The 24,698-nt window shown below is 69.6% G+C and carries 24 protein-coding genes; 8 read left to right on the forward strand and 16 right to left on the reverse strand.

The genetic code is table 11. From position 1 onward, the window contains the following. Nucleotides 1–3 precede the first annotated feature (3 nt). Together OHO27_RS12605 and OHO27_RS12610 are read left to right on the forward strand one after the other, a co-directional pair. Nucleotides 4–843 (forward strand): carbohydrate ABC transporter permease, encoded by an 840-nt coding sequence (locus tag OHO27_RS12605; RefSeq protein ID WP_328423277.1) that lies wholly within the window; start codon nt 4–6, stop codon nt 841–843. 375 nt (nt 844–1,218) lie between these two features. After that, on the forward strand, nt 1,219–1,974 hold the full coding sequence (locus OHO27_RS12610; protein WP_443059537.1) for a helix-turn-helix domain-containing protein: 756 nt from the start codon (nt 1,219–1,221) through the stop codon (nt 1,972–1,974). Nucleotides 1,975–1,995: 21 nt separating this feature from the next. Here the strand turns inward: OHO27_RS12610 and OHO27_RS12615 are convergent, their stop codons facing one another. Further along, nucleotides 1,996–3,021, reverse strand: coding sequence for an ATP-dependent 6-phosphofructokinase (locus OHO27_RS12615; RefSeq protein WP_328423279.1), 1,026 nt, complete (start codon nt 3,019–3,021; stop codon nt 1,996–1,998). A gap of 262 nt (nt 3,022–3,283) precedes the next feature. Here OHO27_RS12615 and pta point away from each other — a divergent pair, with 262 nt between their 5' ends. The 3 genes from pta (at nt 3,284) to pyk (ending at nt 8,149) form a co-directional block, all read left to right on the forward strand. Next, nucleotides 3,284–5,398, forward strand: a complete 2,115-nt coding sequence (gene pta, locus OHO27_RS12620; RefSeq protein WP_328423281.1) for a phosphate acetyltransferase — start codon at nt 3,284–3,286, stop codon at nt 5,396–5,398. Then, entirely contained in the window at nt 5,395–6,636 is a 1,242-nt protein-coding gene (locus OHO27_RS12625; RefSeq protein WP_328423283.1) for an acetate kinase, read from the forward strand. The genes pta and OHO27_RS12625 overlap by 4 nt, the downstream gene beginning before the upstream one ends. Nucleotides 6,637–6,718: 82 nt before the next feature. Beyond that, the gene (pyk, locus tag OHO27_RS12630) at nt 6,719–8,149 is read left to right on the forward strand and encodes a pyruvate kinase (protein WP_328423285.1); all 1,431 of its coding nucleotides are present in this window, start codon (nt 6,719–6,721) and stop codon (nt 8,147–8,149) included. Between the two features lie 111 nt (nt 8,150–8,260). Here the strand turns inward: pyk and OHO27_RS12635 are convergent, their stop codons facing one another. The 4 genes from OHO27_RS12635 to OHO27_RS12650 all read right to left on the reverse strand — a co-directional run bounded on the left by OHO27_RS12635 (nt 8,261) and on the right by OHO27_RS12650 (nt 12,605). After that, the gene (locus OHO27_RS12635) at nt 8,261–9,640 is read right to left on the reverse strand and encodes a hypothetical protein (RefSeq protein WP_328423287.1); all 1,380 of its coding nucleotides are present in this window, start codon (nt 9,638–9,640) and stop codon (nt 8,261–8,263) included. Beyond that, nucleotides 9,630–10,187 (reverse strand): DUF6114 domain-containing protein, encoded by a 558-nt coding sequence (locus OHO27_RS12640; RefSeq protein ID WP_328423289.1) that lies wholly within the window; start codon nt 10,185–10,187, stop codon nt 9,630–9,632. Before OHO27_RS12640 ends, OHO27_RS12635 begins: the two co-directional genes overlap by 11 nt. 141 nt (nt 10,188–10,328) lie before the next feature. Beyond that, nucleotides 10,329–10,967, reverse strand: coding sequence for a DUF6230 family protein (locus OHO27_RS12645; RefSeq protein WP_328423291.1), 639 nt, complete (start codon nt 10,965–10,967; stop codon nt 10,329–10,331). A 663-nt stretch (nt 10,968–11,630) separates the two neighbouring features. Continuing rightward, on the reverse strand, nt 11,631–12,605 hold the full coding sequence (locus OHO27_RS12650; protein ID WP_328423293.1) for a tetratricopeptide repeat protein: 975 nt from the start codon (nt 12,603–12,605) through the stop codon (nt 11,631–11,633). Between the two features lie 210 nt (nt 12,606–12,815). On the opposite strand from OHO27_RS12650, the gene OHO27_RS12655 reads away from it, so the two are divergent. Beyond that, the gene (locus OHO27_RS12655) at nt 12,816–13,436 is read left to right on the forward strand and encodes a TetR/AcrR family transcriptional regulator (RefSeq protein WP_328423295.1); all 621 of its coding nucleotides are present in this window, start codon (nt 12,816–12,818) and stop codon (nt 13,434–13,436) included. A gap of 12 nt (nt 13,437–13,448) precedes the next feature. Here OHO27_RS12655 and OHO27_RS12660 read toward each other — a convergent pair whose 3' ends face one another. From OHO27_RS12660 to OHO27_RS12680, 5 genes are all read right to left on the reverse strand, one after another. Further along, the gene (locus OHO27_RS12660; protein WP_328423297.1) at nt 13,449–15,149 is read right to left on the reverse strand and encodes an acyl-CoA mutase large subunit family protein; all 1,701 of its coding nucleotides are present in this window, start codon (nt 15,147–15,149) and stop codon (nt 13,449–13,451) included. A 72-nt stretch (nt 15,150–15,221) separates the two neighbouring features. Then, a complete protein-coding gene (locus OHO27_RS12665) occupies nt 15,222–15,554 on the reverse strand; it encodes a DUF3817 domain-containing protein (RefSeq protein ID WP_328423299.1) in 333 nt (110 codons plus the stop codon). A 71-nt stretch (nt 15,555–15,625) separates the two neighbouring features. Continuing rightward, nucleotides 15,626–16,135, reverse strand: coding sequence for a MarR family winged helix-turn-helix transcriptional regulator (locus tag OHO27_RS12670; protein WP_328423301.1), 510 nt, complete (start codon nt 16,133–16,135; stop codon nt 15,626–15,628). Nucleotides 16,136–16,209: 74 nt separating this feature from the next. Next, nucleotides 16,210–16,515: an antibiotic biosynthesis monooxygenase family protein gene (locus OHO27_RS12675; RefSeq protein WP_328423304.1), complete on the reverse strand. Its 306-nt coding sequence runs from the start codon at nt 16,513–16,515 to the stop codon at nt 16,210–16,212. Between the two features lie 10 nt (nt 16,516–16,525). Further along, nucleotides 16,526–17,794, reverse strand: a complete 1,269-nt coding sequence (locus OHO27_RS12680; protein WP_328423306.1) for a cytochrome P450 family protein — start codon at nt 17,792–17,794, stop codon at nt 16,526–16,528. Between the two features lie 157 nt (nt 17,795–17,951). Here OHO27_RS12680 and OHO27_RS12685 point away from each other — a divergent pair, with 157 nt between their 5' ends. Together OHO27_RS12685 and OHO27_RS12690 are read left to right on the forward strand one after the other, a co-directional pair. Next, complete coding sequence (locus OHO27_RS12685; protein WP_328423308.1) at nt 17,952–19,583, forward strand: FAD-dependent oxidoreductase; 1,632 nt, start codon at nt 17,952–17,954, stop codon at nt 19,581–19,583. Nucleotides 19,584–19,624: 41 nt separating this feature from the next. Next, nucleotides 19,625–20,590 carry an amidohydrolase family protein gene (locus OHO27_RS12690; protein WP_328423310.1) on the forward strand — a complete coding sequence of 322 codons (966 nt, stop codon included), beginning with the start codon at nt 19,625–19,627 and terminating at the stop codon, nt 20,588–20,590. A 61-nt stretch (nt 20,591–20,651) separates the two neighbouring features. Here OHO27_RS12690 and OHO27_RS12695 read toward each other — a convergent pair whose 3' ends face one another. From OHO27_RS12695 to OHO27_RS12720, 6 genes are read right to left on the reverse strand one after another with little or no spacing between them, the layout of a single operon-like run. Next, entirely contained in the window at nt 20,652–20,975 is a 324-nt protein-coding gene (locus OHO27_RS12695; RefSeq protein ID WP_328423312.1) for a TcmI family type II polyketide cyclase, read from the reverse strand. Further along, entirely contained in the window at nt 20,960–21,415 is a 456-nt protein-coding gene (locus OHO27_RS12700) for an SRPBCC family protein (protein WP_328423314.1), read from the reverse strand. Before OHO27_RS12700 ends, OHO27_RS12695 begins: the two co-directional genes overlap by 16 nt. A gap of 1 nt (nt 21,416) precedes the next feature. Then, on the reverse strand, nt 21,417–21,683 hold the full coding sequence (locus OHO27_RS12705; protein WP_328423316.1) for an acyl carrier protein: 267 nt from the start codon (nt 21,681–21,683) through the stop codon (nt 21,417–21,419). Nucleotides 21,684–21,702: 19 nt separating this feature from the next. Then, nucleotides 21,703–22,950 (reverse strand): ketosynthase chain-length factor, encoded by a 1,248-nt coding sequence (locus tag OHO27_RS12710; RefSeq protein WP_328423318.1) that lies wholly within the window; start codon nt 22,948–22,950, stop codon nt 21,703–21,705. Beyond that, on the reverse strand, nt 22,947–24,218 hold the full coding sequence (locus tag OHO27_RS12715) for a beta-ketoacyl-[acyl-carrier-protein] synthase family protein (RefSeq protein ID WP_328423320.1): 1,272 nt from the start codon (nt 24,216–24,218) through the stop codon (nt 22,947–22,949). Before OHO27_RS12715 ends, OHO27_RS12710 begins: the two co-directional genes overlap by 4 nt. Beyond that, nucleotides 24,215–24,679: a cupin domain-containing protein gene (locus OHO27_RS12720; RefSeq protein ID WP_328423322.1), complete on the reverse strand. Its 465-nt coding sequence runs from the start codon at nt 24,677–24,679 to the stop codon at nt 24,215–24,217. The genes OHO27_RS12715 and OHO27_RS12720 overlap by 4 nt, the downstream gene beginning before the upstream one ends. Between the last annotated feature and the right edge of the window lie 19 nt (nt 24,680–24,698).

The raw sequence follows: 24,698 nt of genomic DNA on the forward strand, positions 1-24,698 counted from the left end.
CGTATGCCTCGCACTCTCTCGTCCCGGCGCACTTCTCACCGTCTGGCCGCCGACGCCGGCCTCCTGGTGGTGGCCGCGGCCTTCGTGCTCCCGCTGGCGTGGGTGCTCCTGTCCTCGCTGGACACGAACGCCAACCTCCAGGTGAAGGTCCCGGACGGCGTCACGCTGGACAACTTCGACGCGGTTCTCACCCCGGACATCACCTTCACACCGCTGCTCAACAGCCTGCTGCTGTGCGGCGGGGGCACGGCGCTGACGGTCGTGTGCGCGGCGCTCGCCGCCTACCCGCTGTCGCGGTTCCGGTCCCGCTTCAACCGCCCGTTCCTGCTCACGATCCTGTTCGCGACGAGCCTGCCGGTCACGGCGATCATGGTGCCGGTGTACGCCCTGTTCGTGCAGGTGAACCTCATCGACACCATGGAAGGGACGATCTTCTTCTTCGCCGCCTCCCAACTGCCGTTCGCCATCTGGCTGATGAAGAACTTCATGGACGGGGTGCCGAAGGAGCTGGAGGAGGCGGCCTGGACGGACGGGGCGTCGTCGCTGCAGTCGCTGGTGCGGGTGGTGCTGCCGCTGATGGGGCCCGGGGTGGCGGTGGTGACGGTGTTCTCGTTCGTGATGATGTGGGGGAACTTCTTCGTCCCGTTCATGCTGCTGCTCACGCCGGACCAGATGCCCGCCGCGGTGAGCATCAACGAGTTCTTCGGGAATCGGGGGACGGTGGTGTACGGGCAGCTGGCGGCGTTCTCGATCATCTACTCGACGCCGGTGATTCTGCTCTATGTGCTGGTGGCGAGGCGGCTGGGCGGAGGGTTCGCCCTGGGCGGGGCGGTCAAGGGGTAGGTGCGCGTCCCGCGCGCGGCGAGCGTCGGGATTGAGCCGCCTGCCGTCCATCGCCACGCGGTCGATCCCCGCGCCGGCGGGCGTACGCACCTTCGACGCCCGCCCGCACGACCGACACCCACGCCACGCACTCCTGCCGCACCGCCACCGGACGTCCGGAGATCGACACCGCACGGCGCCTGCGAATATGCCCACCGAGGTTGCCATTCGTGGAATGCCACCACCCGCCGGAGCCCTCACCCGCCCCTCGCCCGCCCGCCCCCGGAGGGGCCCCGTTCGGCGCCGAACCCGCCGGTAGCCGTAGCTTCCTACAATCCGTGATCCTGGCTGAACAGACCGTAGTCAGCCCACTCCGCCCGCCCTACGTTGTGCCCCGTGCGCCGACCCCAAGCCCAACCGAACCAGCCCCACAACCGCTCGAGCCGCCGTACCCCGCCCACTCCCCCCTTCAACGCGCCCGCCGCCCGCAGACTGCGTGCCGCCCTGAACATGCGGCCCGAGCACGTCGCCTACGGCATGCGAACCTCGTACGGACTCCCCTACGTCACCGAGGACCTCGTCATCGCCTGGGAACGCGAGATCGCGTCCCCGGACAACAGCGAGCTGACCGCTCTGGCGGGCGTGCTGTGGTGCTCGCCCAGTGAACTGCTCGGCAAGCCCCGGACGTTGCGTGAACACCGCATCGCCCGCGGCCTCGCCCCCGAGGACGTGGCCCGTACCGTCGGGCACGACCTCGGCACGTACCTCCGCATGGAGGAGAGCGACGACTGGCAGGGCACCGACCGTCAGTCCGCCGCCCTCGCCGACGTCCTCGGTCTGACGGTCCCGGACTTCATCACCGTCACCGGCCGTGACGCGAAGCTCGCCGATCTGCTGCGCAGTGCCGTGACGACGCGCTGGCAGGCGTACGTACGCCCGGTCGGGAAGATGGTGCCCCTGGACCGGCGGCTCCTGGAGGACGCCCTCCAGGAGCTGCACCAGAGCTACCAGGGGCAGATGACCGCCACGCTCAGCTGGGGCGGGGGCGGCAACGACTCCAGCGCGGCCGGCCGTGAGTTCCTGGACCGGATCGTGGAGCACTTCTGGAGGACCGTCCAGGGGATGCCCCCTGACGTCTCAGTGGTCCTGTGACGCGCGGCCGGCAGCCCGGCGCTAGAAGACCGACTCCGCCTCGTCCATCCGGTCCTTCGGCACCGTCTTCAGCTCGGTCACGGCCTCCGCCAGCGGCACCATCACGATGTCGGTCCCGCGCAGCGCGGTCATCCTGCCGAAATGGCCCTGGTGGGCCGCCTCCACCGCGTGCCAGCCGAAGCGGGTGGCGAGGACACGGTCGTACGCCGTGGGCACACCGCCACGCTGGACGTGGCCGAGGATGACCGGCTTGGCCTCCTTGCCGAGGCGGCGCTCCAGTTCGAAGGCCAGGGCCGTGCCGATGCCCTGGAAGCGCTCGTGGCCGAACTGGTCGATCTCGCCCTTGCCGTAGTCCATGCTGCCGTCGGCGGGGTGGGCGCCCTCGGCGACGCAGATCACCGCGAACTTCTTGCCGCGCGCGAAGCGCTCCTCGACCATCTTGACGAGCAGGGCGGGGTCGAAGGGCCGCTCGGGCAGGCAGATGCCGTGGGCGCCGGCGGCCATGCCGGACTCCAGCGCGATCCAGCCCGCGTGGCGGCCCATGACCTCGACGACCATCACACGCTGGTGGGACTCCGCCGTGGTCTTCAGGCGGTCCATGGCCTCCGTGGCGACGCCGACGGCCGTGTCGAAGCCGAACGTCCGGTCCGTGGACGAGATGTCGTTGTCGATGGTCTTCGGTACGCCGACCACGGGCAGGCCCGCGTCCGACAGCATGCGGGCCGCCGTCAGCGTGCCCTCGCCGCCGATCGGGACCAGCGCGTCGATGCCGAAGTCGCGGGCGATGTCGGGGGCGCTCTCGCAGGCCTCGCGCAGCCGGTCGCGCTCCAGCCGGGACGAACCCAGGATCGTGCCCCCGCGGGCCAGGATGCCGCTGACCGCCTCCAGGTCGAGGCTGCGGTAGTGGCCGTCCAGCAGGCCCGCGTACCCGTCCTCGAAGCCGATCACCTCGTCGCCGTACTGGGCGACGGCACGGTGCACGACCGACCGGATCACGGCGTTCAGGCCGGGGCAGTCGCCGCCTGCGGTGAGGACTCCGATACGCATCGTGCTGTGTCTCCTGCTCGCTGTTGATACCGGTGAGCCAGTCCGATTGTTTCATGTCCCGAGGGGGATGTCGGGCCCACGAACCTGACGGGCGCCTTATCTACCGGCAAGGGTATTGTCAAGAGGGTTTCGCTCACCCCGGTGAGCGATTTTCTGCAGGCTCCGCCAGGCCGCCGACGGACGCACGACAGGCGCACGACAGAACGCACGACAGACGCAGACAAGCACGAAGACGACGACGAAGACGAAACGGAGAGCACGCGTGACGCGCAGCGTGTACGTGACCGGCATCGACCGCGGCGACGGCCGCCAGATCGTCGAACTGGGAGTCATGGAGCTCCTGACCCGGCAGGTCGACCGGGTGGGGGTGTTCCGGCCGCTGGTCCACCACGTCCCGGACCGCCTGTTCGAGTTGCTGCGCGCCCGCTACCGCCTCTCCCAGGACCCGGCGACGGTCTACGGCATGGACTACCACGAGGCGTCCGCGCTGCAGGCCGAGCGCGGCACGGACGAGCTGGTCTCCACGCTCGTCGACCGCTTCCACGCCGTCGCCCGCGACTACGACGTGGTCCTCGTCCTCGGCACCGACTACGCCGACACCCAGCTCCCGGACGAGCTCTCCCTCAACGCCCGGCTCGCCAACGAGTTCGGCGCGTCCGTGATACCCGTCGTGGGCGGGCGCAAGCAGGCCGCCGAGTCGGTGCTCGCCGAGACGCGCAACGCCTTCCGGGCCTACGAGGGCCTGGGCTGTGACGTGCTCGCCATGGTCGCCAACCGGGTCGCCCGGGACGACCGGGACGAGATCGCCCAGTCGCTGCGGTCGCGGCTGCCGGTGCCCTGTTACGTCGTCCCCGACGAGCCCGCCCTCGCCGCGCCGACCGTCTGGCAGATCGCCCAGACCCTGGACGCGAAGGTCCTGCTCGGCGACGACTCGGGGCTCGCGCGCGACGCCCTGGACTTCGTGTTCGGCGGCGCGATGCTGCCGAACTTCCTCAAGGCGCTGACTCCGGGCTGCCTGGTCGTCACCTCGGGCGACCGCGCCGACCTGGTCGTCGGCTCGCTGGCCGCGCACAGCGCCGGCACCCCGCCGATCGCCGGCCTCCTGCTCACCCTGGACGAGCGCCCCGGCGACGAGATCCTCACCCTCGCCGCCCGCCTCGCCCCGGGCACCCCGGTGCTCTCGGTGCCGGGCTACAGCTTCCCCACCGCCGAGCAGCTCTTCGCCCTGGAGGGCAAGTTGAACGCGGCGACCCCGCGCAAGGCGGAGACCGCCCTCGGCCTCTTCGAGCGGTACGTCGACACCGGCGACCTGCTGAAGCGGGTCTCGGCGCCGAGCAGCGACCGGCTCACGCCGATGATGTTCGAGCACAAGCTGCTGGAGCAGGCCCGCTCGGACATGCGCCGCATCGTGCTGCCCGAGGGCACCGAGCCGCGCGTCCTGCACGCCGCCGAGGTGCTGCTGCGCCGCAACGTCTGCGACCTCACGCTTCTCGGGCCGGTCGACCGGATCCGCAAGCAGGCCGCCGACCTCGGCATCGACCTGGGCGACACCCAGCTGATCGACCCGGCGACCAGCGAGCTGCGCGACACCTTCGCCGAGAAGTACGCCCAGCTGCGCGCCCACAAGGGCGTCACGGTGGAGCTGGCGTACGACGTCGTCTCCGATGTGAACTACTTCGGCACGCTGATGGTGCAGGAGGGCCTCGCGGACGGCATGGTCTCGGGGTCCGTGCACTCGACCGCCGCGACGATCCGGCCCGGCTTCGAGATCATCAAGACCAACCCCGACGCCGACATCGTCTCGTCCGTCTTCTTCATGTGCCTCGCCGACCGTGTTCTGGTCTACGGCGACTGCGCCGTGAACCCCGACCCGAACGCCGAGCAGCTGGCCGACATCGCCATCCAGTCGGCGGCCACCGCCCAGCGGTTCGGCGTGGAGCCGCGGATCGCGATGCTGTCGTACTCGACGGGTACGTCCGGTTCGGGCGCCGATGTCGACAAGGTGCGCGAGGCGACGGAGCTGGTGCGCGAGCGGCGGCCCGACCTGAAGATCGATGGGCCGATCCAGTACGACGCGGCGGTCGAGCCGTCGGTCGCGGCCACCAAGCTGCCGGAGTCCGAAGTCGCCGGCCAGGCAAGCGTGTTGATCTTTCCGGACCTCAACACCGGCAACAACACGTACAAGGCCGTGCAGCGCTCGGCCGGCGCGATCGCGGTGGGCCCGGTGCTGCAGGGTCTGCGCAAGCCGGTCAACGACCTGTCCCGGGGCGCCCTGGTCCAGGACATCGTGAACACCGTGGCGATCACCGCCATCCAGGCCCAGACCCCCGACCTGTCCCCCGCCCAGACCCCCACCGAGAAGGCCACCGCCCAGTGACCGCGACCCGCGTCCTCGTCCTCAACTCCGGCTCCTCGTCGGTGAAGTACCAGCTGCTCGACATGCGCGACAGCAGCCGGCTGGCCGTGGGCCTCGTCGAGCGCATCGGCGAGGAGACGTCCCGGCTCAAGCACACCCCGCTGGCGAGCGGCGGCGAGACCCGCGAGTGGACCGGGCCCATCGCCGACCACGACGCCGCCCTGAAGGCCGTCTCGGCGGAGCTCGCCCAGGACGGCCTCGGGGTCGACTCGCCCGAGCTGGCCGCGATCGGGCACCGGGTGGTGCACGGCGGCAAGCGGTTCACCGAGCCGACCGTCATCGACGACGCCGTACTCGCCGAGATCGAACGGCTCATCCCGGTGGCACCGCTGCACAACCCGGCCAACCTCACCGGCATCCGTACGGCCATGGGGCTGCGCCCGGACCTGCCCCAGGTCGCCGTCTTCGACACCGCGTTCCACACCACGATGCCGGAGTCGGCCGCCCGCTACGCGATCGACGTGGAGACCGCCGACCGGCATCGGATACGCCGGTACGGCTTCCACGGCACCTCGCACGCGTACGTCTCCCGGGCCACGGCGAAACTGCTGGGCAAGGCACCCGAGGACGTGAACGTCATCGTGCTGCACCTCGGCAACGGCGCGTCCGCGTCCGCCGTACGGGGCGGCAAGTGCGTGGACACCTCCATGGGGCTGACGCCTTTGGAGGGACTCGTGATGGGTACGCGATCCGGTGACATCGATCCCGCCGTCATCTTCCATTTGGCGCGTGTTGGCGAAATGTCCATTGCGGAAATCGACACTCTTCTCAACAAGAAGAGCGGATTGATCGGCCTGTGCGGCGACAACGACATGCGGGAGATCCGCCGGCGGATCGACGAAGGTGACGAGCGGGCCCAATTGGCCTTCGACATCTACATTCACCGACTGAAGAAGTACATAGGCGCCTATTACGCGGTGCTCGGCAGGGTGGACGCGATCGCGTTCACGGCCGGCGTCGGCGAGAACGCGGCACCGGTACGGGAGGCTGCCGTGGCGGGCCTGGAACAACTGGGCCTCGCGGTGGACGCCGAGCTGAACGCCGTACGCGGTGACGAGCCGCGGCTGATCTCGCCCGCGGGCGCGCGGGTGGCGGTCGCGGTGGTGCCGACGGATGAAGAACTGGAGATCGCGACGCAGACCTACGCACTGGTCGGCCGCATCGATTATGCGGCTCCGCCGCGTTACACCGCCGAGTAACACGGCTGAGCAATGCGCAGCTCATTTGTATCTTCCGCCAGACGGAATATTCCGCAGCGAAACAAACCGATAGGATCGTCCCATGCGCCGTTCCAAAATCGTCTGTACTCTCGGCCCCGCGGTCGACTCCCATGAACAGCTCGTCGCGCTGATCGAGGCGGGCATGAACGTGGCCCGCTTCAACTTCAGCCACGGCACGCACGAAGACCACCAGGGGCGCTACGAGCGCCTCCGGGCCGCCGCCCAGGAGACCGGGCGTGCCATCGGCGTGCTCGCCGACCTCCAGGGCCCCAAGATCCGCCTGGAGACCTTCGCCGAGGGCCCGGTCGAGCTGGAGCGCGGTGACGAGTTCGTCATCACGACCGAGGACGTCCCGGGCGACAAGTCCATCTGCGGGACCACCTACAAGGGCCTGCCGGGAGACGTCTCGCGCGGCGACCAGATCCTCATCAACGACGGCAACGTCGAGCTGAAGGTCCTGGACGTCGAGGGCCCGCAGGTGCGGACGATCGTCATCGAGGGCGGCGTCGTCTCCGACCACAAGGGCATCAACCTGCCCGGCGCGGCCGTGAACGTGCCTGCGCTGTCCGAGAAGGACATCGAGGACCTGCGGTTCGCGCTGCGCATGGGCTGCGACATGGTCGCGCTGTCCTTCGTCCGGGACGCGAACGACGTGCAGGACGTGCACAAGGTCATGGACGAGGTCGGCCGCCGCGTCCCGGTCATCGCCAAGGTGGAGAAGCCGCAGGCGGTGGCGAACATGGAGGACGTCGTGCTGGCGTTCGACGCCGTGATGGTCGCGCGTGGTGACCTGGCCGTCGAGTACCCGCTCGAGAAGGTCCCGATGGTGCAGAAGCGGCTCATCGAGCTGTGCCGCCGCAACGCCAAGCCGGTGATCGTGGCGACCCAGATGATGGAGTCGATGATCACCAACTCCCGTCCGACCCGCGCCGAGGCCTCCGACGTGGCCAACGCGATCCTGGACGGCGCCGACGCGGTCATGCTGTCCGCCGAGTCGAGCGTGGGCGCGTACCCGATCGAGACCGTCAAGACGATGTCGAAGATCGTCACCGCGGCCGAGCAGGAGCTGCTCTCCAAGGGCCTGCAGCCGCTGGTGCCGGGCAAGAAGCCCCGTACGCAGGGTGGTTCAGTGGCCCGTGCCGCCTGCGAGATCGCCGACTTCCTCGGCGGCAAGGGCCTGGTCGCCTTCACCCAGTCCGGCGACACCGCCCGCCGCCTGTGCCGCTACCGGGCGGCCCAGCAGATCATCGCCTTCACCACGGACGAGTCCACCCGCAACCAGATGACCCTCAGCTGGGGCGTCGAGCCGCACGTGGTCCCGTTCGTCAACAGCACCGACGAGATGGTCGACCTGGTGGACCAGGAGATCGTCAAGCTCGGCCTGTTCAACGAGGGCGACATCGTGGTCATCACCGCCGGCTCCCCGCCCGGCGTCCCCGGCACCACCAACATGGTCCGCGTCCACCACCTCGGCGCCCGCCCGCGGGACTGACCGCGCGACCCGCACACAGCCGTGGCCCGGCCCTCGCTTGGAGGACCGGGCCACGGCCTGTTGTGCGGCTCCCGAACGGGTCTGTGGGGGCGTCTGCGCGAGGCGCCCGGCTCAGTCGGTCGTGAAGTTGTGCAGTCCGGGCACGTGCAGGGTGCCGCCGAACTGGCCTGCCTGGGTGACCTTCACATTCGTGAAGTAGATCAGCGGGATGTTCAGCGGCGGCGGGTGCTCCGGGTCGAACGTGATCGGGATCAGACCCAGCAGGTTGCCGGAGATGCTCTCGGTGTACATCACCGTCTTGCCGTTGCGGATCGTGGACGTCGAGCCCTCGGCCGCCTGCACGTGGTAGGTCTTGCCGGACTGCTTGTCCTGGACCGTCTGGTGCAGGTCGCCGATGTCGGTGCCGTCGGAGATGACGTACTTCAGCACCTTCTTGGTGGTGCCGTCGGCCGTCTTCACCTTGACGACGCCCTGGTAGTCGGCGCCCTTCAGCAGCAGCGAGCTGGCGTTCAGGAACCACGGGTCGTCGGGCAGCGGCACGGGGTTGTCGACGCCGCCCTCCTCGTCCGTTGCGGCCGGGCAGTTCTCCGGGTCCGTGGTGGAGCTCGCGGACGGGCTCGGCGTGGCGGTGGCCTCGTCGGCCGCCTCCTGGGCCGCCTCGGTGGTGTCCTCGGCCGCCTCGGACGCCTTGTCGGTGGCGCCCTCGACGGTGTCCTTCACCGCGTCGGTGGCCTTGTCGGCGGTCTCCTTGACGGGGTCGGACGCCTCGGAGGTGTCCTTGCCGGACGTGCCGGAGCCGGCAGATCCGGAGGACGTCTCCTCACTCGCGCTCGCGGAGGGCGTCGGCGTCGGGCTCGCGGACTCCTCGCCCTTCGAACCGCCCGTGAAGATGCCCTCGATGGCGTCGCCGATCTCCTCCAGCACGTTGCCGCCGCTCTCGGACGGCGAGGGGGACGCCGTGGCCGAGTCACCGGACTGGGCCTCGCCCCCCTTGCTCGGCGACGGGGTCGGCGTGGGCTCGGCCGCGTCGTCGGAACCTGAATCCGACGAGGAGGAGTCGTCCGCGGAGTCCGAGGAACCCGAAGTGTCCGAGGAGTTGTCCGAGGAGCCGGAGGAATCCGAGGAGTCCTGGCCGGAGGAGGCCGACGGCGTCGGCTCGGCCGTCTCGTCCTTGTCCGTGGACTCACTGGCGCTGGGGGACGCGGACGCCGAGGCGTCGTCCTCCAGTGCCGCCACGCACTCCTTGTACTCGTCCGCGGTGAGGCTGTTGGACGTCGGCTTCGTGGCGTTGTCGCTGTCGGCCTGCGCGAGCGTGGGCGTGAAGCCCATACCCATCAGGACCGCCGTCGGCATCGCCGCCAGGGCTATCGCCTTGCCGGCCGGCATCTGAAACCTGGTGAACAGCGGCTTCTTGGGCGCCGCGTGACGCGGCCCGGTTCTCACACGGGACTTGTCCACCTCAGTCCCGTGGGTCACCTCGTCAGCCGGCACTGTGCCTCCCGTTCGCCCCGTTCGCCGGGCTCGTTCCTGACAGATCGTTCGGCTCGCCCACCACGGGCTTGAGGATCGTGGTGTCGGGGTCCGCAGCTTCGGGCGCGTCCCCCGCTCCCGTCATCTGCAGCTCCGCCGGCTCCGATTCGGCCGACGGACCCGGCACCCACGACACGGCCATGGCCCCGCCCACGATGGAGAGGAGGAAGCCGATCAGGAAGCCGCCGAGGTTGGACAGCGGGATGGACACCAGCGCCAGCAGGATCGCCGCGACGCCCGCGAAGGTACGGACGTGCTTCTGGAACCAGAGAGTGAAGCCCAGGACGACGAGCAGCACACCGATGATCAGGGAGCTGGAGCCCCCCGCGGTCTGCATCGCCAGCGTCAGGTGGCCGATCTGAAGGTTCGCGTATGGGAAGTAGGCGATGGGGAGTCCGCCGAGCATGACGAACAGACCGGCCCAGAACGGCCGCGTGCCCCGCCAGGCGCGGAACTGCGTCCTCCGGAGGGTGAACTGGCCGGATACGGCAGGAGTCTCGGCGCTCATGGAAAACAGCTCCCTGCTACGGCTTGCTGTGATGGTGGTGCGGTGGTGGTGAGTTGTGGAGCATGTGACCGCTTGTGAAGAAAGCGGGTGGAGAGTGGACGGGCGGGGGCGCCATCGGCTCCCCCGCCCGTCAGAGAGTGCTTAGTAGCACTCCTTGACACCCGTCGACAGCGACATCTTCAGCCCGCTGAGCTTGAAGGTTCCGGCGGTGGTCGCCCACGCCGTCTGCTTCACGCCGGACAGCGTGGCCTTGTCGGCCTGCTGGGCGAACCCGAAGGGGTTGGCCTGCTCGCCGCCGCCCTTCATGCCCGGACCCTTGTTGGCGTCCTTGGCAGCCACACCGATGTCGATGTTCTCGAACGTCGCGTCGGCCTGGAGTTCGGCGACGTCGATGTACAGGTTCTTGGCCTCGACCGGCTTGTTCGGGTCCTCGCCTGCCCGCAGGATCAGGCTGACACTCCCGAGGATCGGGATGTCGGGGGTGACCACGGACTGGCACATGTTGCTGATCGTCGCGGACTTGAACCCCGAGACGGCGACGGGGTGAACCGTCTTCTTGCCGGAGAGCGTGTAGCCCTCGTCAAGAGCGCCGTACTGCGAGAAGCCCGTGCCGACCAGCTTGTCGGTCGTGACCTTGAACGACTGGCCGGAGACACTGAACGACGCGGCGAGAGCGCCCTGCGCGAGGGCGACACCTATCGCAGCCGTGGCGGCGACGCTGGGCACCATGACCACAGCGAACCGCTTCCATCTGGTCCCGCCACGCACCTGGGACTCCATATTTCCTCCTTCTCGGACGTACATCTCCTGGCCCTGGCTGCCACTGTCGGCTCGACGGCTCAGCCGGGCAGGGATGGGAGAAGTGCTACGTCCTCGGGAAGGAGAGCGCCTGCACTCGGTGGCGCGAACCGCGCCCGAATCACCGGCGATCACCCCCGAGCGACAACCACTGGTCGCGCCTGACACGCATCACGCACAACCTTGCTGGACAGGCTTCGCCGGGTGGGCGAAGACCCCCCTGTCCAAGAGCCGGCGCCACTGCCGCCGACTCTGCTCGGTGGGGACCCAGGAACTCCCGTGACCCGACCGGCTGTCGGGGTGCGGGAATGGACCGAGCGTGGCCGATCGTGGTGCATTCTCGCCGCCCGCACAAGGGGCTTCGTTACTCGGTAGTAACGGGCGGATAACCGAACAACGACCTGCCGGTCTCGGACAGCGACGCAGGGTGGTGCCCGGCGACCGGACAAGTCCATTAATCACCGGACAGATTCCGACAGAACGACGGCTTCGACTTACCCGCAGTAACTGCGGCCGCGATTACCAAGATTTGGTAAAGCGCGGCCGCTCTGATGCCTTCTCGGCAAAACCCTTCACTCGGGCAACACGCGCCCTCGCGTTTAGTTACTGGTCAGAACGGGGCCACCGCCCCGCTCGAAGCCCCGGTCAGAACAGGGCGCGCGCCAGCGCCCTGCGGGCCGCCGCCACGCGCGGGTCCTCGCCGCCCACGACCTCGAAGAGCTCCAGCAGCCGGATCCGAACGGCGTCCCGGTCGTCACCCACCGTGCGCTGCACGGTCTCGATGAGCCGTCCGAAAGCGTCCTCGACATGGCCGCCCACCAGGTCCAGGTCGGCCGCGGCGATCTGCGCCTGCGCATCGGCCGGCTTCTCAGCGGCTTCCTTGCGCACCTGCTGCGGGTCGGCACCCTGCACACGCTGCAGCAACTCGGCCTGCGCGAGACCCAGTTTGGCCTCCATGTTGGCCGGGTCCTCGCTCAGCACGTTCTTGTAGGCCTGCACGGCACCGCCGAAGTCGCCCGCGTCCAGGGCCTGTACGGCGGCCTCCAGCAACGCGTCGTACGGACCGGCCGGCACGGCGGGAGCGGACTGGGCCTCCCCGGGCTGGGCGTCCGGGTCGACGGTGAGGCCGGTCAGGCCGAAGCGCTGCTCGGCGACGGCGACGAGCTGGTCCAGCGTCTCGCGGATCTGTGCCTCACCGGCCGCGCCCTGGAAGAGCGGCAGCGCCTGTCCGGCGACGACGGCGAACACGGCCGGAATGCCCTGTACACCGAACTGCTGCATCAGCATCTGGTTGGCGTCGACGTCGATCTTGGCGAGGACGAACCGTCCGGCGTACTCGACGGCGAGCCGCTCCAGCAGCGGGCTGAGCTGCTTGCAGGGCTCGCACCACTCGGCCCAGAAGTCGATGACGACGGGCACCTCGGCGGACCGCTGCAGGACGTCGCGCTCGAACCCCGCCTCATCCGCATCGATGACGAGGTCGGCGGGCGACACGGCCCCTCCCCCGCCCTGTCGGGCGGTCTCGGCACGCGCCTGCTCCGCCTTCGCCTTGGCCTCCTGGGCCGCCTTCACCGCGGCGAGGTCGACGACTCCGCTCATGGACATGTTCCGTGGCTGCATGCGTCTATCCTCCCCCGTTCCGCCCGCGCATGTGAAAACGGCCCGAAAGCCGTTCCGGCTTGCTGCTGTTCGACGCCGGGTCCCCACCCACGTCAGTGGTCATCGCTTTCGCTACGACTCGTAGCGTAATGGCAGTGCGGGGTTCGGGAACACCCCCATCCCGTGATCTCCCTCACGACCGCACAGGAACCCCCCGGATATGGTCATGAGATGCAGAGCCGCACCGCCGCCCCCCGTCCCGGCCGCCCGCGCAGCGCCGCCGCGGACACCGCGATCCTGGCTGCGACGCGCGAGGCCCTGGTCGAACTGGGCTGGTCCAAGCTCACCTTGGGAGACGTGGCAGCACGCGCGGGGGTTGCAAAGACGACGCTGTATCGCCGCTGGTCCGGCAAGAACGAGCTGGTGGTCGACGCGGTGGCCGAGCTCTTCGACGAACTGGAGCTCCCCGACCGCGGGTCCCTGGCCGCCGACATCGAGGGCGTGGTCCTGCAGTTCGCGGCGATTCTGGCCCGCCCCGAGGCGAAGAGCGGACTGATGGCGGTGGTCGCCGAGTCGACGCGCGACGACGCCCTGCGCGAGCGCATCCGCCACTCCATCGTCGAGCGCCAGAAGGGCCTGGTCCTGCAGGGCCGCTCCCGGGCCCAGGAACGCGGCGAGCTCCCCCCGGAGACGGATGATCCGGAGGAAGCCGCGCGCACCGTGGACCTGATCTTCGACGTGGTGGCGGGTGCGGTGGTGCACCGCACCCTGGTCAGCGCGGAGCCTGCCGACGAGGAGTGGGTGCACGGCTTCACGCGCGTGCTGCTCCTCGGCCTCACCGGCGCCGCGTAGTGCTGTGCGGGGTCAGAACCCCGGCGGCTCCGTGTACACCCCCCACTCGTCGCGCAGCACGCCGCAGATCTCGCCCAGCGTCGCCTCGGCCCGTACCGCGTCCAGCATCGGCTCGATCATGTTGGCCCCGTCGCGGGCGGCGGCGATCATCGCGTCCAGCGCGGTGCGTACGGCCGCGTCGTCCCGGGCGTCCCGGCGGGCGCCCAGCATCCGTACCTGCTCCCGCTCCACCTCGTGGCTGACCCGCAGGATCTCCAGGTCGCCGGTGACGGAGCCGGTGTGCGCGTTGACCCCGACGACCCTCTTGTCGCCCTTCTCCAGCGACTGCTGATACCGGAACGCCGACTCGGCGATCTCCCCGGTGAACCAGCCGTCCTCGATGCCCCGCAGGATCCCGGACGTGATCGGCCCGATCGGGTGCCGGCCGTCGGGGTGCGCCCGCAGGCCGCGCTCCCTTATCTGCTCGAAGATCTTCTCGGCGTCAGCCTCGATCCGGTCGGTCAGCTGCTCGACGTACCACGCACCACCCAGCGGGTCGGCCACGTTGGCGACCCCGGTCTCCTCCATGAGCACCTGCTGGGTGCGCAGGGCGATCTCGGCGGCCTGCTCGGAGGGCAGCGCGAGGGTCTCGTCGAGTGCGTTGGTGTGCAGCGAGTTCGTCCCGCCGAGCACGGCGGCGAGCGCCTCCACGGCCGTACGTACGACGTTGTTGTACGGCTGCTGGGCGGTCAGCGAGACACCGGCGGTCTGGGTGTGGAAGCGCAGCCACTGCGCCTTGTCGCTCTTCGCCCCGTACACGTCCCGCATCCAGCGAGCCCAGATGCGGCGGGCGGCCCGGAACTTGGCGATCTCCTCGAAGAAGTCGAGGTGGGCGTCGAAGAAGAAGGACAGGCCGGGGGCGAAGACGTCCACGTCCAGCCCGCGCGAGAGCCCCAGCTCGACGTACCCGAACCCGTCCGCCAGCGTGTACGCCAGCTCCTGCGCGGCCGTCGCGCCGGCCTCGCGGATGTGGTACCCGGAGACGGACAGCGGCTTGTAGGCGGGGATGCCGGCCGCGCAGTGCTCCATGAGGTCGCCGATGAGGCGCAGGTGCGGCTCGGGCTGGAAGAGCCACTCCTTCTGGGCGATGTACTCCTTGAAGATGTCCGTCTGCAGCGTGCCGTTGAGCACGGCCGGATCGACGCCCTGGCGCTCGGCCGCCACCAGGTACATGCAGAAGACGGGAACGGCCGGACCGCTGATGGTCATGGAGGTCGTCACGTCGCCGAGCGGGATGTCCTTGAACAGGACCTCCATGTCGGCGGCCGAGTCGATGGCGACACCGCAGTGCCCGACCTCGCCCAGCGCGCGCGGGTCGTCGGAGTCGCGGCCCATGAGCGTCGGCATGTCGAAGGCGACCGAGAGACCGCCTCCGCCGTTGCCGAGGATCATCTTGTACCGCTCGTTGGTCTGCTCGGCGTTGCCGAACCCGGCGAACTGCCGGATGGTCCACGTCCGGCCTCGGTAGCCGGTCGCGTACAGCCCGCGCGTGAAGGGGTACTCCCCGGGCCACCCGATCCGCTCGAAGCCCTCGTACCTGTCCCCAGGCCTGGGCCCGTACACCGGCTCCACGGGGTCCCCGGAGAGCGTGGTGAAGTCGGCCTCGCGCTTGCGCGAAGCGTCGTACCGGGCCTGCCAGCGACGGCGGCCCTCATCGATGGCGTCAGCGTCCATGCTTCAAATTTACTAGGACGTCCAAGTAAATGTCGATGGCAGACCGCCGTACGCGTACGTACGGCGGGTGCGTCAGGCCTTGGCGACAGCCGGGGCCGGGTCGCTGACCAGGGGTTCGACCTCCCGGGTGACCTTGCGCTCGACGAAGAAGGCGGCGAGGGGAATCGTCCCGGAGAGCAGCACCCACAGCAGCTTGCCGAACGACCACTTGGCCTTGGAGCCGAGGTCGAAGGCGAAGACCAGGTAGATGATGTAGAGGAAGCCGTGGACCTGGGAGACGGCGAAAGTGACGTCCTCGCCCATGTCGAAGCCGTACTTGAACACCATGCAGGTGCACAGGACGAGCAGCATCACGGCGGTGACGTAGGCCATCACCCGGTAGCGGGTCAGGACGCTCTTCTTCATGCGTAAGAGCGTAACCAGGCGTTCCGGGAGATCTTGCCCCGGGCCCCGGAGACGGCCCCCCGGCCGCGAGGTCAGCTCTCGTCGAAGTCGTGGGCCGCCACCCGCAGCGGGCGCAGCATCGCGAAGATCTCCGCGCACTCCTCGGCGTCGTACGCCCCGAGGCCGAAGTCCATGGCCATCAGGTCCCGGGTGGCCGCCTCGACGACCTCCCGGCCCTTGTCCGTGATGGAGGCGAGCGTGCCGCGGCCGTCGTTGGGGTTGGGCCGCTTGTCGACCAGACCCGACTTGACCAGCCGGTCGACCGTGTTCGTCACGGATGTGGGATGCACCATGAGCCGCTCGCCGATCTTGGACATCGGCAGTTCCCCGGCCTTGGAGAAGTTGAGCAGCACCAGCGCCTCGTACCGCGCGAACGTCAGCCCGTACGGCTTGACCACCGCGTCCACCTCGGCGAGCAGGATCTGCTGTGCCCGCATGATCGAGGTGATGGCGGCCATGGACGGCACGTTTCCCCAGCGCTGCTTCCAGAGCTCGTCGGCGCGGGCGATGGGGTCGAAGGGAAGACTGAGCGGCTTCGGCACGGGACCGACCTTACCGGCCGGTCACATGCTGGTCAGCCCCGTCTCGCCCTTCGGTCCCCTGCCCTGCCGCCGCTCTACTCGGCCATCAGGTCCCGGACCTGGAAGGCCCCCGTCCACCGGTCGTCGTGCAGACAGGCGTTCATCGGCTCGACCAGCATCCGGTGGTCGGGGTCGGTCCGCCACCGCTTGACGGAGTCCATGCTCTCCCACTCGCTGGTGAGCAGCCATCGAGCGGGATCGTCGAGGGAGCGGCACAACTGTTCGCCGAGGTGTCCGGGCGCACGCGCGGCACGTTCGTGCACACCCTCATAGGAGTTCACGAAGTCGGCTTCCCGGCCCTCGCGCACATGGAGCAGGCGAATGACCCGCACGCGTTCCATGGTGCTCCCGTCAGGACGGGTCGAGGACGACGGGCAGTTCCGCGAGTCCGCGGAAGGCGGGGAACGGCACGGTCATCCAGCGCGCGTCCTCCGGTGCCACGGCCAGGGCCATCTGCGGGTGCCGCCGGAACAGGGTGCCGAGGGCGAGCTGGATCTCCAGCCGGGCCAGCGGTGCGCCGGCGCAGTAGTGCGGACCGTAGCCGAAGGCGAGATGCGCGGCCTGGACGTTCGGGCGCTGGACGTCCAGCTCGTTCGGGTCGGCGAACATCTCCGGGTCACGGTTGGCGGCGGTGATCGAGATCTGGACGAGCGCGCCCTTGGGGATGAGCTGGTCGCGGATGACGATGTCCTCCTTCGCCCAGCGGAAGGTGGAGTTCTCCACGGAGCTCTCGAACCGGAAGACCTCCTCGATCGCCGCGGCCAGGGAGGCGTCGTCCCGCAGTGCCAGCCGCTTCTGCTCCGGGCGGCTGAGCAGGTGGTAGACGGTGTTGCCGATCTGGTACGCCGTTGTCTTGTGGCCCGCGAAGAGGAGCACCCATGCCGTCGACACGAGTTCGCTGTCGGTGAGCGCGCCTTCCTGGTCCTTGGCCGTCACGAGCGCGCTGAGCAGGCCCGAATCCGGCGCCTTCCGCTTCCGCGCACACAGTTCCACCAGATACTCGCGGAGATTTCCCTCGGCGATTTCCAGCGCTTTTCTCGCCTCCGGTCCGAAACCGGTCTGCGCGACGGTCGCGGACCATTCCTGAGCCTGCGTGCGCTCGTTTTCCGGGACGCCCAGGAGTTCACAGATCACCTGCAGCGGCAGCGGGAAGCAGAACTCCGGGAGCAGATTGAACGGACCCGACGTCGGGCATTGGTCCAGCAGCCCGTCGGTGATCTCCTGGATCCGAGTGCGCAGCGATTCCACCCTTTTCGGAGTGAACGTACTGCCGACGATCCTGCGCAGCCTCGTGTGCTTCGGCGGGTCCGAGAACAGCATGTTGTCGTCGAGCGCGATCGACGAGTCACCGAAAATGCGGTGGTAGGCGTCGATGGCGCCGTACATGTCCTTGCTCAGCCGGGGGTCGGCCAGCGCCGCGCGCCCGTCGTCGTACCGCGTGATGAGGTACGTCTCGACGCCGTGCGGCGGCTTCATCGGGCAGACGGGTGCCGATTCCCGCAGCGTGGCGTACACGGGATGCGGGTTGGCGCGGAACTCCCGGCTGCACGCCGAGGCCGCGGCCGCGGCTTCTTCGGGCGACAGTGCCCCGGATTCCTCGGATGCGAAAGCTTGCGTCATGACTGTCCCCGGGTAGGCGTGGATTCCGGCGGTCGGATTCCGTCGGTCAGTGCCACCGTTTCCCGGGCGACACCGCGCCGCAAACGGCACTGCGCCAAATGGGTCGGGTCGCCGGAGGACGTGTGGACCGGAGTCCGAACTGGTAAACATCGACGACGTGAGCGGACACGAAGCGGAATCTGTACCAGTTCTCATCGTCGGCGGCTCCCTGGTGGGTCTTTCCACTTCGGTATTCCTGGGACGCCTCGGAATTGAGCACATGCTCGTGGAGCGGCATGCCGGGACATCGACGCACCCGCGTGGTCGTGGGAACAACGTGCGCACCATGGAGATCTACCGGACGGCCGGCCTGGAGTCGGGAATCCGGGAGGCGGCGCGCGTTCTCTCCGGGAACGACGGCATTCTCCAGGTGGACAAGCTCACCGGGAAGGAGCGCCGCTGGATCATCGGGGACATCTCCGGCGGCATGGACGTCTCCCGGGTGAGTTCCGCGGACTGGTGCCTGTGCAGTCAGAACGACCTCGAACCCGTGCTGTTGAGCTATGCCCGCGAGCAGGGCGCCGACATCCGCTTCAGCTCGGAGCTGCTCTCCTTCACGGAGAGCGCGGACGGAGTGCATGCCCGGGTCAGGCGCCGCGAGACCGGTGAGACCTACACCGTGAAGGCCGACTTCCTGGTGGCCGCCGACGGCCCCAGAAGCCCCATCCGCACTCACCTGGGGATCGGCCAGTCGGGGCCGGGCGAGCTGTTCCACAACGTCAGCGTCACGTTCCGCAGCAGGGCGCTGAAGGAGTACGTCGGAGATAAACGATTCGTCGTCTGCTATGTCACCGACCCCGACGGGGAGGGTGCCCTGCTGCCGGTGGACAACGAGGAGCGCTGGGTGATCCACGTTCCCTGGTATCCCGACCGGGGTGAGGAGCTGGAGGACTTCACCGACGCGAGGCTGGCGGCCCACATCCGCGCCGCCGTCGGCGCCTCGGACATCGACGTCGAGATCACCGGCAAAGCGCCGTGGCACGCGTCGAAGCGGGTCGCGGACAGCTACGGCGAGGGCAGGGTCTTCCTGGCCGGCGACTCGGCCCACGAGATGCCGCCCACCGGGGCGTTCGGCTCCAACACCGGAATCCAGGACGCCCACAACCTCGCTTGGAAGCTCGCCTCGGTGCTGCGCGGCTGGGCCGGTCTGCCGTTGCTCGACTCCTACGGGCAGGAACGGCGGCCCGTCGCCCTCGCGACCGGCACCCGCGCATGCGTCCAGGCGGCCGACGAACAGCACCCGGGATTCAGCCCCGCCGCGGGCCGCAACAACGACCCGGCGGACCTGATGACCGTCGCCCTGTGCTACCGGTACGCGTCGAACGCCGTGGTGGGTGCCCACCCGGACCAGCCGATCGTCCCCGACACCTTCCAGCTGGGTGGTGAACCGGGCAGCCGTGCGCCGCACATGTGGGTCATGCGAGGGGGCGGCAGGATCTCCACGCTCGATCTGTACGAGCGCTCCTTCGTGCTGCTCGCCGGCTCCGGCGGGCAGAAGTGGCGGACCGCGGTGGAGAAGGCCTCCCTGAACCTGGGCGTCCCGGTCGAGGCGTACCTCGTGGGCACGGGACCCGACCACGACCTCGTCCCCGACAGGGACGCCGACTGGGCGGAGCTGCACGGAACGGCCGAGGACGGCGCCGTCCTCGTACGCCCGGACGGCTTCGTCGCCTGGCGGGCCGACGCCGCGATGCCGGACGCCGACCGCGTCCTGACGAACGTGCTGCAGACCCTGCTCTGCCGCGACTGAACCCCCGTCACCCCTGGACAACCCACACCGAGGACGTACTTATGACCCTTGCCGGACGCATCGACGTCCACCACCACTTCACCGCTCCGGCCTGGCTGGACTGGGCCGAGGAGCGGGGTGTCGTCAGCCGCGAGAAGCTGCCCTGGTGGACCCGCTGGGACCTGAACGCGGCGCTGGAGGTCATGGACAAAAACGGCATCGGCACCTCCGTCATGACCGTGGCGATGCTGGGCCGGCTCCGTGAGCGCGCCGAACGCCAGGAGAGCGCACGCGTCGCCCTGCAGGCGGCGGCCGACGTCGTCGAGTCCAACCCCGCGCGCTTCGCCTTCTTCACGCCCGTCTTCCTCGACGACCTGGAGCTCTCCTCGTGGAGCGTGCGCCACGGTCTCGACGAGCTCGGCGCCATCGGGGTGAGCACCCGTACGAGCGTGAACGGGGTCTTCCTGGGCGACGAGTCGCACGACCGGCTCCTGCAGGAGCTGAACGAGCGGTCCGCGGTCATCAGCACGCACCCCATGGAGGTGCAGGCCGGGAAGGACGGCGACGCGGGGCTGCCGGGGATGCCGCCCTTCGTGTGCGACTTCCTGCTGGACACCACCCGCGCGGCGATCAACCTCATCCGCAACGGCACCCTGGACCGCTACCCGAGCCTCAGCTTCGTCCTGCCGCACGGAGGGGGCTTCCTCCCCTACATGGCCACCCGTCTCGAACTGTTCGGCGGACGCATCGATCCCCCGGTCGAGGCCGCCCGGGTCCGTGACTACCTGCACCGGTTCTACTTCGACACGGCCGGCCCCATGTCGCCGTCCGCCACGCCCACCCTGCTGGCGACGGTGGACCCCGACCGCATCCTCTTCGGCACGGACTGGCCGCCCACCCCCGCCCATGTCATCACCGACAGCGTGACACCCGCGCTGGACGGCGACCCCTTCCTCTCGGAGCAGCAGCTCCAGGGCATCAACCGGGAGAACGCGCTGCGGCTGATGCCGGGGCTCGCCCGTCGCTGACCGGGCGCACGACAAAGCCGCCGCCCGCGCCTGTCCGGCGCGGGCGGCGGCTTTGTCGCTCTCAGCCCTTCGACCAGTGGTAGAAGCGCTGCGCCATCGCGTCCTTCGGACTCCGCCAGGTCTGCGGGTCGTACGGGCTGACGAACGCCTCGAGCTTCCTGCTGATGTCGACGAACTCGGGGTGCCCGGCCACCTTCGCGATGGCGGGGCCCGGGTCCTGCTCGGCCTCGATGAAGTGCATGTACACGTCGCCGAACTGGAACAGCGAACGCTGGGTCACCCCGACGAGGTGCGGGAGTTCGCCGCGGTCGGAGGCCGCGAAGACGCCCGCGATGTCCGAGGCGGACTGCGGGGCCATCCTGGCGACGATCAGTGCGTGGTGCATGCGGCCTCCACACGGTCGCGGATGAGGGCCATCTGGATGGGCGAGTTGCGGTTGATGATGTCCGTCATCCCGGCGTCGTCCACCGGCGCGTCGGGCTTCATGGCGAAGTCCTGCGTCCAGTGCATCCGGGTGCCGGCCGGGGTCTCCTCGTACTCCCACACGATGTTCATGTACTCGAAGGGGCCTGTCTCGACCCTGCGGGCGCGCACGACGAGCTTCTCGCGGTCGGCGACCCGTTCCGACACCCAGCTCCACACCTTGCCGTTCTCGTCGGGGTGCATGGTCAGGCGGAAGGTCACCGTGTCGCCCTCGCGGGACAGCACGTCGCAGGACGCGTACTCGCTGAACAGCTGGGGCCATCTCGCCAGGTCGTTCGTCATGTCCCAGACGAGGTCGACGGGAGCGGCGATGGTGATTTCGTTCTCGGTGTGTCCGGCCACTTCAGGCTCCTGTCGTGAGGCTGCCGTTGACGAGGTCGAGGAAGGCGCGGGGGCTCTTGCAGCGCTCCGCGTCCGTGGGCAGCGCCTGGCCGTGCCGGTTCTCCAGCTCGCCCACGATGCCGAGGAGGCCGAGCGAGTCGAGCCCGAACTCGGAGAAGGGCGTCTCCGCCCGCGCTTCGAGCTCCTGCGGGTCGACGGACACGCCGGCGGCCTGCTTCATCAGCGCGGCCAGCTCGGCGACGGTCACTTGGGTCACTCCGGTGGTCATGAGGGTTCTCCTTGTCGTTCTATGCGGAAGGTTCGGGGCCCCGGCGAAGGACCAGCGCCGCGTTGGAGCCCATCAGTCCCCGGCTGAGGACCAGGGCCGTACGGAGCTCGGCCGGGCGTGCCGTCCCGGTCACCAGGTCGATGTCGTGGCAGATGTCGAAGACGCCCGGCGTCGGCGGTACCTGCCCGTGCTCCATGGCCTGCACCGCGGCCACGATGTCCAGCAGGGGCGCCCCGCAGTACGACCGCCCGATGCCGGTCTTGGGGGCGGTGACCGGCACTCGGGTGCCGTGCCGGCCGAGGGCGTCGGCGAGGGCCAGCGCCTCCGCACGGTCCGCGTCGGGCACGCCCATCGCGTCGGCGAAGACCACGTCGATCTCCTCCGGCGCACAGCCGGCCTCGTCCAGGGCGCCGCGGATGGCCTGCGCGAGGCCCTCCCGCGACCGGTCCCAGCGCGAGGCACCCGTGAACGTGGCCGCGTGTCCCGCCACGGTGGCCCGGACGGCCGCCTCCCGGCGCTGTGCCCGGTCCAGGTCCTCCACGACCAGCACGGCACCGCCCTCGGCGGGCACGAAACCGCAGGCCGCCGAGGTGAAGGGACGGTAGGCGCGGGCCGGGTCCTCGACGGTGCTGAGCTCGGGGTAGCCGAGCTGGCAGACACCCGAGTACGGGGCGAGCGGCGCCTCCGCTGCCCCGACCACGACCACGTCCGTGCCCCGCTGCACCGCCCGTGCGGCGTGCGCGACGGCGTCCAGGCCGCCCGCCTCGTCGCTGGCCACCACCCCGCAGGGGCCCTTGAAGCCCTTGCGGATGGAGATCTGGCCGGTGCTGGCGGCGTAGAACCAGGCGATGGACTGGTAGGGCCCGACGAACCGGGATCCCTTGCCCCACAGCTTCTGCAGTTCCCGCTGGCCGAACTCGCCGCCGCCGGACCCGGCCGCGGTGACCACACCGACCGAGTACGGCGAGTCGGCGGCGCTGCTGCTGAGTCCCGCGTCCTGCAGGGCGGCGTCGGCGGCGGCCAGTGCGAAGTGGGTGAACTTGTCGGTCTGGACGAGGAAGGTCTCCTCGATCAGCGCCGACGGGTCGAATCCGCGGACCTCTCCGGCGACGCGGAGCGGAAGGTGCTCGCAGCCCTCCCGGGTGACCCGGTCCAGTACGCTCGCGCCCTCCTTCACGGACTTCCAGTAGGTGTCCGCGTTCAGGCCGTTGGGCGCGATCACACCGACTCCGGTGACCGCTGTGCGCCGGGTGCGTCGACCACTCATCGTCGTCTCCTCCCAGTCGGCCCCGTCAGGAGCACCGCGGACTGGAACCCGCCGAAGCCGCTGCCCACGGAGAGCACGTTGTCGAGCCTGCGGGGGCGAGCGGTGCGCGGGACGTAGTCCAGGTCGCACTCGGGGTCGGGGGTCTCGTAGTTCGCCGTCGGCGGTACCACCTGGCGGGCCAGCGCGAGCACACAGGCGACGACCTCGATCGCGCCGATCGCGCCGAGCGAGTGGCCCACCATGGACTTGATCGAGCTCATCGGCGTGTCGTAGGCGTGGGAGCCCAGCGACTTCTTGACCGCGGCGGTCTCGTGCCGGTCGTTCTGGCGGGTGCCCGAGCCGTGCGCGTTGACGTAGTCGATCTCGGTGGGGTCCACGCGCGCGTGGTCGAGCGTGTCGTCGATGGCGCGGGCCATCTCCAGGCCCTCACTGGTGAGTCCGGTCATGTGGTACGCGTTGCCGAAGGTGGCGTAGCCGCCGATCTCGCAGTAGACGTGCGCGCCGCGCGCCCGGGCGTGCTCCAGCTCCTCCAGGACGAGTACGGCGGCGCCCTCGCCCATGACGAACCCGTCGCGGTGGGCGTCGAAGGGGCGGGAGGCGTGCGCGGGGTCGTCGTTGTTGGGTGACGTGGCCTTGATGGCGTCGAAGCAGGCCATGGTGATCGGGGAGATCGGCGAGTCCGACGCCCCGGCTATGCAGATGTCGGCGCGGCCCTCCTCGACGGTGTGGAAGGCGTAGCCCACCGCGTCGAGTCCGGAGGTGCAGCCGGTGGACACGGTCTGCACCGGGCCCTGGGCGCCGAACCGTTCGGCGACGTCGGCCGCGAGCGTGCTGGGCGAGAACGCCCGGTGCAGCTGCGGCTCGGCGTTGCGGTGGTCGACGTCCCAGCGCTGCCCGTGCTCGCTGACCAGGACGTAGTCGTGCTCCAGCCGGGTCGTGCCGCCCACCGCGCTGCCCAGGGACACGGCCACGCGCCAGGGGTCCTCGGCGGCGAAGTCGACACCGCTGTCGGTGACGGCCTCCTGCGCGGCGACCAGGGCGAACTGTATGTACCGGTCGGCGCGTTCGGCGATGTCGGGTTCGAGGCCGTGCGCGAGGGGGTCGAAGTCGCACTCGGCGGCTATCCGGGACCGCAGGCCCTCGGGGTCGAACAGGGTGATGCCGCGGGTCGCCGTACGGCCGTTGGAGAGGAGGTCCCAGAATGCCTGGACCCCGGTCCCGCCGGGGGCGACCACACCTATACCGGTGACCGCCACGCGCCGGGTCACGAGAGCACTCCGGGTCGCTCGGGCTGCCCGCCCTCCTCCTGGACCAGCGGGTACGGCGTGATGTCGTCGCTGATCTCCGGTGCCTCGGTGTCGACGTGGCCGAGCTTGGGGTTCGGCGCGAGCGGGCCCAGATGGAAGACCATGCGGGCCTCCTCGTCACCGACGTTGCGGAACCGGTGCCGCATGTCGATAGGGATCATCAGGCCCTGGTCGGAACGGAGGGAAAACGTTTCTCCATCGAGGTCGACCTCCAGCCTGCCCTCGACGACGTAGATGAACTCCTCGGAGTACGGGTGGTAGTGCTCGCTGATGCGTTCACCGGGCCGCATGATGGCCAGGCCCATGAAGCCGCTCGTGGCACCCACCGTGACCGGGGTGAGCAGGGTGCGCAGGTCGCCGCCGCGCTTGCGGTTGGGCTCGATCTCTTTCACGTCCACGACGCGCGGGCGCATCTTGTCCATGGTCTGTCTCCAGGTCGTT

The organism is Streptomyces sp. NBC_00443 (assembly GCF_036014175.1).
Classification (GTDB): domain Bacteria; phylum Actinomycetota; class Actinomycetes; order Streptomycetales; family Streptomycetaceae; genus Streptomyces.